This is a genomic window from Protofrankia sp. CiP1_Cm_nod3 (assembly GCF_982290655.1).
The window spans coordinates 1-8,930 of the sequence record NZ_CEVIVD010000176.1; the positions used below are offsets into that span (position 1 = coordinate 1).

Here is an 8,930-nt window from a genome sequence, read left to right on the forward strand (position 1 = left end):
CACCTTGGGGACCAGGCCCTCGTAGGTGAGGTTGACGCCCTTGATCTTCACCTTGACCGGCTCCTTGTAGAGGAAGTCGTGGAGCTCGGTCTTGGTGTACTTGCGGATCGGCTTGTCCGGGTCGAGGAAGCCCGACTCGGTGAAGATCCCCACTGTCCACCAGCCGTCCGCCTTGTAGCCGGGGATGGTGATCGCGCCCTCCGCGAGCGACTTGGAGTCGTCGAAGAGCTGGGTGAGGTCGATATCGGAGACCGTGCCCCGGCCTTCGCAGCGCGGGCACATGCCGCCGGTGCGGGTGAAGGTCTGTCTCACGGTCTTGCCGGCGCCGCGTTCGATCGTGATCGCCCCGCTCGCGCGGACCGAGGGGACGTTGAAGGAGAACGTGTTGGGTGAGCCGATGTGCGGCTGCCCGAGCCGGCTGAAGAGGATGCGCAGCATCGCGTTGGCGTCGGTGGCGGTGCCGACGGTGGAGCGGGCGTTGGCACCCATCCGCTGCTGGTCGACGATGATCGCGGTCGTCAGCCCTTCGAGTACGTCGACCTCGGGCCGCACCAGCGTCGGCATGAAGCCCTGCACGAAGGCGCTGTAAGTCTCGTTGATCAGCCGCTGCGACTCGGCGGCGATCGTGCCGAACACCAGCGAGCTCTTGCCCGAGCCGGAGACGCCGGTGAACACCGTCAGCCGGCGCTTCGGGATCTCGACGCTGACGTCCTTGAGGTTGTTCTCGCGCGCGCCCTGCACGCGGAGCAGATCGTGGCTGTCGGCAACGTGCAGCGCAGGCGACTGCGGGTCCGTCCTCGTGGCCATGATCATCGTGTCTCCATCTGTTAGGCGGGGCCGCCTTCGCGGTCTCCGTCGTGTCGCCTGGCTCGATCTGACCAGCTTCGAGCAGTACGTCTGGTTCTCCTTCGCTTCGGCCCGTGGAGCCTCCGGGCCCCGGCCACGCGGCGCGCCCGCCGAGGCGTCGGACCAACAACGGCCGTCGCGCATCAGCTCTCGCGGTCGGACAGCTCGTTCACCTCGCGCCAAGCCTGGATGCGGCGCGGGGAGATACGGAACCAGCGGTACGGGGTGGCCAGCGCACGCGGGTCGAAGCCGGTGCGCGCGATGAACCGGTCACCCCGCTCCTGCGGCAGCGCGTCGATCTCGAGGACCTCGACTTTGCCCTCGATCATGGACACGTCGCGGTGTGGCCCAGCCCCAGCCGGACGGCCCGGGTGGCGGCCAGGTTTCTGCCGGTCGGGATGTCCGTCGGCGTGGCCATCAGCAGCGCCTCGCCGTCCCAGCCGAAGGACAGCGACACCAGGTACGGCGCACCGTCCGCCGAGGCACTGGCCACCTAGACATCGATGTCGTGGGTGAGCCGACGATCGGTGTCGCGACGACGCTGAGCGCGGGAGCGGGGGGGGCGGCCTCATCGGTCCTGAAGCAGCTCGGGGACGTCGCCGTCGAGGTCGGTGCCGGTGGCCACCAGGCGGCCGGCACCGGCGTCGTGCGCGGGCTCCTTCGCGGTGCCGTCTGTGCAGGTCATGGCTGCGATCGCCGGACGACTCAGCGGAGCTCGTTGATGCGGATGAGGTTGCCCGCGGGATCGCGGACGGCGCAGTCGCGAACGCCGTACGGCTGCGCGGTCGGCTCCTGGACGACCTCGGCGTCGCTGGCCTGCAGCCGTGCGAAGGTGCCGTCGAGGTCGGCGGTGGCCAGGGTGATGCGGGCGTAGCTGCCCTTGGCCATCATCTCGAGGATGGTGCGGCGCTCGTCGTCGGTGATGCCGGGGTCGGCGGCCGGCGGCTCCAGGACGATGGACGTGCCGGGCTGGTCGGCAGGGCCGACCGTGATCCAGTGCATCCCGCCGTATCCGACGTCGTTGCGGACCTCGAAGCCGAGGGTGTCGCGATAGAAGGCCAGGGATGCGTCCGGGTCGTCGTGCGGGAGGAAGGTCCCGTGAATCGTGATGTCCATGGCGGTCACGCTAGCTGCGGCTCCGTGACCCGCGCTTCTCGATTCCTGATCGGTCTGGTCACCTGTTTCGCCACGCACGGCGGCATCCCCGCCGTCGCGCGCGTCGCATGGCGCCGGTAGGTGCTGGGCGGCATACCGACCAGCTCGGTGAAGCGACTGCTGAAGGTGCCCAGCGACGAGGAGCCGACCGCGAAACAGACCTCGGTGACGCTGAGGTCGCCACGACGCAGCAGCGCCATCGCGCGTTCGATGCGCCGCGTCATGAGGTAGCCGTATGGCGACTCGCCGTAGGCGCGCCGGAACTCGCGGCTGAGGTGCCCGGCCGACATGTGCGCGCCGCGGGCGAGCGCCTCGACGTCCAGCGGCTGCGCGTATTCCCGGTCGATCCGGTCGCGGACGCGGCGCAGCCGCGCGAGGTCGTGCAGGTGCTGCGTCGCGGCGGGTGTGCTGGTCACCTGCGAGATCGTGCCACGTCGCGCCGGGGTTGCTGGCGTCCCGCCCCACTCCGCCCTCCTGGCCTGCACCTGGTACTCCGCGACTCGCGGATTAGCCGCTTGCCGGTCTCCCGGTGGGTTCCCGCTCCAATCCGCTGGACCCATGTCGTGCCAAGGAGTTCTCCTGTTCCGTTGCAGAGCCCAAGCCAAGCTTGCGCCATCTTCATGCCGGGCATCGCCGGAGCAGTAGGCAGCTTTCCCTCTGACTTATCCCGGGCAGCATTAAGGCCCTGGTTTTGATGCCACCTGGCTTAACGACACGTCATCGATGGTTCACTCTCGTTCGCCTTCTTGGCTCATACCTGCCGCCTCTCACGACGGCTTTTCCGCGGACGTTCACCACCATGGCTCATTCACCACAGCAACTCGTGGCGGTTTGACACCAGCACCTGCATGCCGATACAGAAGGGCCTACCTTCATCTCCACAACAGCATGGTTGCTGTCGAGCGATCGCGGTTTTTTGCGCGCTCGGAGGCCGAGAGAATCTGGACGCCTGCGCCGCAGCCGGTTCCCAACTGGCCGCCGTGCACGTCCAAAAATCGGTACTGGGCCGCGAATCCTCCCTGGGGCGTTTATTGAAAATCTCACCCGAGGCGGCGGTCGGGATTTCGGCGACACGTCCAGGTCGGGAACGGGTGATCAGCCGCCGACACACTACATTTTTCGACCTTACATCTTCTACACATGGTATTCACATGATCGGGGTGCCAGTGTGCGGTTCTGACACATGCGTCAGGTGTTACCGAGCCCCGAGCCGGCCCATCGGTCGCATCCTTTCGAAAGTGAGTCCATGCCGCATCTCTGTTTCTTCGAGGCCGGTGTCATCGGCTTTCTACAGGGCATCACAGAGCTGTTCCCCGTGTCCAGCCTCGGCCACAGCGTCCTCATCCCGGCGGTCATCGGCGGCGGCTGGGCGCGGGACCTCAACGTGTCCGCCCCCAAATCGCCCTACCTGGCGTTCATCGTGAGCCTTCACGTCGCCACCGCCGTAGCTTTGATCATCTATTTCCAGCGGGGCTGGATCTGCATTGCCAGGGGCCCGGTGACCTCGTTGCGGGACTGTGAAGTGGACACGCTGGGCCAAAAGCTCGGATGGCTTCTCGTCGTCGCCGCCATCCCATCCGACTTGCGGTCGACCGAACCGTATTCCGACAGGGCTGTGCATTCTGATGTGGCCGCCGACCAGCGGTTGTCCCGTCTTCGCGGGTTGACGCGCTCGTTGTCGGATCAGCGCAGATCATCACCCTGGCACCGGGCGTCAGCAGGTCAGGAATCACCATGATGGCCGGACTGTTCCACGAGGACGCGGCCTATTTCTCCTTCCTACTTGCCATCCCGGTCATCCTCGCGGCCAGCGTACTCAAACTGCCCGATCTGTCCGGCCCGCCCGGCAGCGGTATCCGTGCCCAAGTGTTGTTCGGCACAGTCTTGTCCGGTGTGGCCACCTACCTGTCCGTGCGGTTCCTCGCCCGATACTTCGAGAACCGTCCCTCACCCCGTTCGCCCTCTACTGCATGACGGCGGGACTGTGCTGCCATGCCCGCTTCACCCTGTTCTGACCTGCCGGGGAGCCAAGATGGTCGAGGAACGGTCCTTTCGTTGCACCAGTGCCACACACATCGAATCCGGGGAATTATGCAGCAGTGCTCAGAGAAGGGTGAACCCATCCGCCGGGCTACTTCAGCGTCAGGTTCCGACAGCGTCCTCGCTCTGATGCGCATAATTGTTAGTCATGTCGATAATAGTGTGGTCGGGAGTGTCCGCCAGGCTTGCGAAAATGTTGTCGAGGAGCGGTTCTGTGGGTGTCCGACCATACTCGACATACCATTCGCGACCGAGTACCCACCGGAACACCGGGCGGGGAATCCGGAGCAGCACGGTCAGCGTTCGCAGGCCGGAGTCGGCACTGGTCTGGCTGACGTGCGCCGCCATGGCCGCGCGTTTCTGTCGGACGTAGCGGCGCACGTCGACCCGGTGGGTCAGCGCATCCGGGGCGGTGTAGGCGCCTGCGAGGCGGGCGGGAGCGAAGTCCGCGGGGATACCAGGCAGGTAATGGATGATCCGCAGTGCGCGTTGCAACCGGCTTCGATCCACTGTGGCCTCGAGGACGACGGCGGTGCCCGCCATCGTGGCGGCGCGCATGCCGACGTGGTGCACCTGCACATGGTCGGGATGACCATAGCCTCCGACCGGGTCGTAGATGGTCAGCACGTCCGCCCGCTCCTCACGCAGGATGTCCGCCAAACGCGCGGCGGCCTCGTCGACGTCCTGCCGGGCGAACGCCCGCTCCGCCCCGGAGGGTGCTTCTGTCATCCCAGAGTCGTCGTAGCCCAGACACTCGACCCGCGCGCACCCGAGCACCGCGGCGGAGCGCAGCAACTCGGCCCAGCGACGCTCGGTAAGATCACAGCCGGCCAGCATCGCGGCGGACGCGAGGCCCGATCCACCGGCGGTGGCGACCACGAGGACCACCCTGTGACCTTCCGCAGCGGCTCGCGCCAGGGTTCCCGCGGTGAGCAGCGCCTCGTCGTCGGGGTGTGCGTGGAACGAGACCAGTGTGTAAGGCATCTACAAAGTCTGCACCAGGAAAGACATCCGATATGTGCCTGGCTCGGCCAACCTGGGGAGCTTTCGCGTGAGAATCGCCCATGTCACGGACTTCTATCTGCCTCGACTCGGTGGAATCGAGATGCACATCCACGACCTGGCCATGCGTCAGCAGGCCGTCGGTCACTCCGTCGAGGTAATCACTTCCACTCCAGGGCCGGCCGAGGAGCGCACGGGCGGACTGCGAGTGCATCGCCTGACCGAGACGGTCGCATTTCCCTCGATGCTCCATCCGGCCGCCCTGCGAACCAGCCGACTGCTGCTGCGGGACAGGGCATACGACGTCATCCACGTACACGCCGGCCTGATCTCCCCCCTGGCGTTCACGACGATAGCGGCTGCGGGCAGCGCCCCTACCGTGGTGACAATGCATTCGCTGATCTCCCACCTGGAGCCTGCCTTCCGGATCCTCGATACCGGTTTCGGGTGGTCATCGTGGCCAGTGGTGTGGACGGCCGTCAGCAACGTGGCCGCCGAACCGCTGCGACGGCTGGTCGGCACGGCGCCGGTGTTCGTTCTGCCAAACGGAATCGACGTTTCGGCATGGCAGGTGGCTCCGAAGCCCCGTGACCCGGACGAGGTGGTCGTCGTCGCGGTCATGCGCCTGGCGCCTCGCAAGCGGCCCCGGCAACTGCTGCGCATGCTCCACAGGGCGCACAGAGCACTGGAGCCGACGTTTCGTCTGCGCGCCGTGGTTGTCGGGGACGGCCCGCAGCGGCGATCGTTGGAGCGATACCTTCGCCTCCACCGCATGACCGAGTGGGTAAGCCTGCCGGGCCGGTTGTCCCGGGCTCGGATCCGCTCCCTGTTCGGGCGGGCTGACTTGTTCGTCGCACCCGCAACCCTGGAATCCTTCGGCATCGCCGCCCTCGAGGCCCGCTGCGCGGGCCTTCCCGTGGTTGCCAGGGCCGAAGGCGGAATACGCGAATTTGTCCGTGACGGCGATGAGGGGATCCTCGCCGAGAGCGAGGACGGCATGGTCGAGGCAATTGTGCGGCTTGCCGCCGACCCCGCTGAGAGAGAGGCCATCGCGGCCCACAATCGGGCGGTTCCACCACCGATGGCCTGGCCGGATGTGTTGCAGCGCACCGCTGCGATGTACGCGATCGCGACCAACGACGTACGGCCGGCGCTGACCCACAATCGGTTCCCGGCGGCGGGTTGAGTCGTTCCCCTGGCGTTGTCCGACAGGCTCGCAGCGGTGACGGCCACGGCGAGGAGCAGGCCGAGCGTGTCCGTGACGATGCCCCGCTTGCGGTCGACGGTCTTCTTGCCGGGGTCCGTGCCCTGACTGGTCAGGGGGAAACGTCGGTGGAGGTCTTGACGCTCTGGGTGTCGATGATGCACGCGGTCGGTTCGGGCTTGCGGCCCTCCTTGACGCGGGCCAGACCGGTCAGGTTGTAGTTGAGATGAACGAAGATACCCTCGTCCCGCCAGGTCGCGTGGTGGGCGTAGACGGTGCCGTGCGGCGGAAAGTCATGGGGCAAATATTTTCAGCGGCGGGCATACCGTTCCGCACGCTGGCATCACACGGTACCGACGATGCCCGCACGGCGACCGCCTGTCACCACCGGAATCTTGGCAGAGTCGTTACCCGGACAGACCCCACCCCCGGATACCGGCTCAAATGATCCGACGGCGGACGAGGAACGCGAAGACGCACGCCCCGGGCATCAACGGCACCCAGACCGTGAGCAGCCGGTACCCGAGGACCACCCCGATTGCGGCCGGTGAGGAGATCCCAACCGCGACGAGCCCCGTAGCAAGGGTCACGTCAAGCGCACCCAGACCACCTGGCGATGGCACGATCACAGACAGCGAGGAAGCGACCAGGTAGATGAGGACCACGGTCCCGGCCGGGGCGGGAACGCCGACGGCGCGCAGCACGGCGATGAGGATCACGGCGTGCAGCAGCGGTACCGACAACGATCCCAGCCAGAGCTTGGCGGCACGGGCCGGATCCCGCACGACCCCGGCCAGCACTGTCAGCTCACGCATCATGTGGGTCCGGGCGGAGGTGAGGCGCGTGGTGAGCGTTCTCCTCCACGTTCCCGCGCGGCGCCGGTTCACCACCGTCCCCACGACCAGCATGAGTGCCAGCACGGCGATCAATGCGAGCCCGATCCAGGGACGGTGGACAACGCCGGTGACAGGCCGTCGCCATGTCGTCCACCGTACCTGTGTACCGACGCTGGTGAGGACGGACGGAGCCAGCCCGATCATGGCCGCGAGCAGGATCAGATGGGTCACCATGCCCGCGAGGGAGTTCAGGCCCACTGCTCCCAGGGCCGCGCTCCTGCTCATCCCATGCCGTTGCAGGAAGCGGACGTTGACCGCGATACCGCCAGACCCGGCCGGAAGCAGATGGTTGGTGAACGACGCGGCGATCTGTACCGCGAACAGCCGCCTCAGCGATGGACGTAGCGACATCGAACCGAGCTGCGTCACCGTGCCGGCAACCCAGATCATCGCGGTGGCGAGCACCGCGAGAGCCAACCACTCCCGGTCAGCATGAATCAGGTTGTTCTCGCCGACGCCGAGAGCGGGACGGTGCAGAAACCCCAGAACGATCACCGTCGTGGCGACTCCGGTCCCCAGTAACACCCGCAGCCAGGAGGAACCGGCGAACGCCGCGCCCTTGAGCGCAGAAACAGGACGAGTGGAATGGAGCTCAGGTGTTTCCGTACCCATGGAAGCCTTTCACTATCCGACTCCGTCGGGACCAGCGTGTCTCCCCTCACAGTACCCACGCCCGATGGACGACCGCTGGTCGCGATGCGGCGGGGCCATCCTTCCGGCAGTCACCGCCAGGATCATCGCTGTAGGTCACGGCGTAAACATTCAGCTGGTTTGAAGATCTTGCTGTAGGTGGTGGTTCGGGCATGGCGGCGGGCCGCGCCGGTGGTCGGCGCGGCTGGATCAGGTGGGCGGTTCGGTCAGGCGGGCACGGCGACGGGTGGCGGCATCCAGGGCGTGCCGTGGAACGCGAGGCGCAGCGCGTGCATCGCGGACATGCCGTGCTTGCGGGCGGTGGACAGGTAGCTGGCGATCTGCAGGCGGCAGGCAGTCGCGGCTGTGGAGGTGAGCCGACCGGAGATCTTCTGCTGCGTCTTGAACGGCCGTAGGTCGCGCTCGCTCGCATTGTTCGTCGGCCACACGTCGAGATCGAAGACGAACCGGAGCACGTCGGGCTGCCGGTCACGCAGGCACTCGAGCAGGCAGCGCCCGACCGGCTGCTTCGCGCCCTTCGCGGCCGGGGGCACGGCGGCGAGACCGACGCGGACCGCGCCGCGGTACTCCGCGAGCAGCGGGTCACGCAGCGCGGCGGGGACCTCGGCCAGCCCGGCCGCGCGGGCGAGGTTGGCCTGGTGGACCAGGCCCCGCAGCGCTTGGCGGAGCTGGACCGGCCACACCTCGCCCGGGTAGGTCTCGACGGTGTCCTCGATGTCGCGCAGCAGATGACTGACGCACAGCTGGTGGAGGAACCCGGTGAACTCGTCACAGTCGTACAACGCGTAGCGGTCGTGGACGACAACCCCGAGCATCCGGCCGAGCAGGAACGCCCGGAAGCTGGCCTTGTCGCGGCGGCCCAGCACGAACAGGGTGAACAGCAGCGTGGAGGCCGAGAGCACGTAGCGCTTCTCGCCCTTCGGGCCGACCTTCAGCGGCGTCTCGTCGAACCCGACGACCTTCTCGGACGCGATCCGCTGTTCGATCGCGTCGACCGCCTCGGCGACCGCGTCCGCGCCCAGCGCCAGCAGCGAATGCAGCCAGCCGGTCGAGACCTCCACCCCACACAGCTCGACGATCCCCTCCTGGGTCCGTTCGACCGGGAGGTGCTGGCGGACCAGGAAGTACAACGCGAG

At 67.1% G+C, this 8,930-nt stretch carries 11 protein-coding genes and 1 pseudogene; 3 read left to right on the top strand and 9 right to left on the bottom strand.

Translation table 11 applies throughout. The features are described from left to right. The 5 genes from AC5LUJ_RS21620 to AC5LUJ_RS21640 all read right to left on the bottom strand — a co-directional run. The coding region (locus AC5LUJ_RS21620; RefSeq protein ID WP_493465619.1) for a P-loop NTPase family protein at positions 1-813 on the bottom strand (813 nt) is incomplete at its 3' end. 176 nt (positions 814-989) lie between these two features. Further along, entirely contained in the window at positions 990-1,175 is a 186-nt protein-coding gene (locus AC5LUJ_RS21625) for a hypothetical protein (protein WP_250285345.1), read from the bottom strand. After that, entirely contained in the window at positions 1,172-1,339 is a 168-nt protein-coding gene (locus AC5LUJ_RS21630) for a pyridoxamine 5'-phosphate oxidase family protein (RefSeq protein WP_250285346.1), read from the bottom strand. The genes AC5LUJ_RS21625 and AC5LUJ_RS21630 overlap by 4 nt, the downstream gene beginning before the upstream one ends. Positions 1,340-1,551: 212 nt before the next feature. Continuing rightward, positions 1,552-1,962 carry a VOC family protein gene (locus AC5LUJ_RS21635; protein ID WP_250285358.1) on the bottom strand — a complete coding sequence of 137 codons (411 nt, stop codon included), beginning with the start codon at positions 1,960-1,962 and terminating at the stop codon, positions 1,552-1,554. 5 nt (positions 1,963-1,967) lie between these two features. Next, positions 1,968-2,417 carry a helix-turn-helix transcriptional regulator gene (locus AC5LUJ_RS21640; RefSeq protein WP_250285347.1) on the bottom strand — a complete coding sequence of 150 codons (450 nt, stop codon included), beginning with the start codon at positions 2,415-2,417 and terminating at the stop codon, positions 1,968-1,970. A gap of 830 nt (positions 2,418-3,247) precedes the next feature. Here AC5LUJ_RS21640 and AC5LUJ_RS21645 point away from each other — a divergent pair. Continuing rightward, entirely contained in the window at positions 3,248-3,739 is a 492-nt protein-coding gene (locus AC5LUJ_RS21645; RefSeq protein WP_250285348.1) for an undecaprenyl-diphosphate phosphatase, read from the top strand. Then, the gene (locus AC5LUJ_RS21650; protein WP_250285359.1) at positions 3,703-3,975 is read left to right on the top strand and encodes an undecaprenyl-diphosphate phosphatase; all 273 of its coding nucleotides are present in this window, start codon (positions 3,703-3,705) and stop codon (positions 3,973-3,975) included. The genes AC5LUJ_RS21645 and AC5LUJ_RS21650 overlap by 37 nt, the downstream gene beginning before the upstream one ends. A 168-nt stretch (positions 3,976-4,143) precedes the next feature. Here AC5LUJ_RS21650 and AC5LUJ_RS21655 read toward each other — a convergent pair whose 3' ends face one another. Beyond that, complete coding sequence (locus AC5LUJ_RS21655; RefSeq protein ID WP_250285349.1) at positions 4,144-5,025, bottom strand: PIG-L deacetylase family protein; 882 nt, start codon at positions 5,023-5,025, stop codon at positions 4,144-4,146. Positions 5,026-5,059: 34 nt separating this feature from the next. Here AC5LUJ_RS21655 and AC5LUJ_RS21660 point away from each other — a divergent pair, with 34 nt between their 5' ends. Next, positions 5,060-6,229, top strand: coding sequence for a glycosyltransferase family 4 protein (locus AC5LUJ_RS21660; protein ID WP_493465620.1), 1,170 nt, complete (start codon positions 5,060-5,062; stop codon positions 6,227-6,229). Positions 6,230-6,234: 5 nt separating this feature from the next. On the opposite strand, the pseudogene AC5LUJ_RS21665 reads toward AC5LUJ_RS21660, so the two are convergent. The 3 genes and pseudogenes from AC5LUJ_RS21665 to AC5LUJ_RS21675 all read right to left on the bottom strand — a co-directional run. Continuing rightward, positions 6,235-6,557, bottom strand: a pseudogene (locus tag AC5LUJ_RS21665) (transposase family protein); the annotation flags it as partial. 130 nt (positions 6,558-6,687) lie between these two features. Then, positions 6,688-7,755: a lysylphosphatidylglycerol synthase transmembrane domain-containing protein gene (locus AC5LUJ_RS21670; protein ID WP_250285352.1), complete on the bottom strand. Its 1,068-nt coding sequence runs from the start codon at positions 7,753-7,755 to the stop codon at positions 6,688-6,690. Between the two features lie 245 nt (positions 7,756-8,000). Then, the coding region (locus tag AC5LUJ_RS21675; protein WP_493465621.1) for an IS66 family transposase at positions 8,001-8,930 on the bottom strand (930 nt) is incomplete at its 5' end.

Coding starts and splice junctions, on each gene's coding strand:
- AC5LUJ_RS21625 (WP_250285345.1), bottom strand. CDS start 1,175: ATGATCGAGGGCAAAGTCGAGGTCCTCGAGATCGACGCGCTGCCGCAG.
- AC5LUJ_RS21635 (WP_250285358.1), bottom strand. CDS start 1,962: ATGGACATCACGATTCACGGGACCTTCCTCCCGCACGACGACCCGGAC.
- AC5LUJ_RS21645 (WP_250285348.1), top strand. CDS start 3,248: ATGCCGCATCTCTGTTTCTTCGAGGCCGGTGTCATCGGCTTTCTACAG.
- AC5LUJ_RS21655 (WP_250285349.1), bottom strand. CDS start 5,025: ATGCCTTACACACTGGTCTCGTTCCACGCACACCCCGACGACGAGGCG.
- AC5LUJ_RS21670 (WP_250285352.1), bottom strand. CDS start 7,755: ATGGGTACGGAAACACCTGAGCTCCATTCCACTCGTCCTGTTTCTGCG.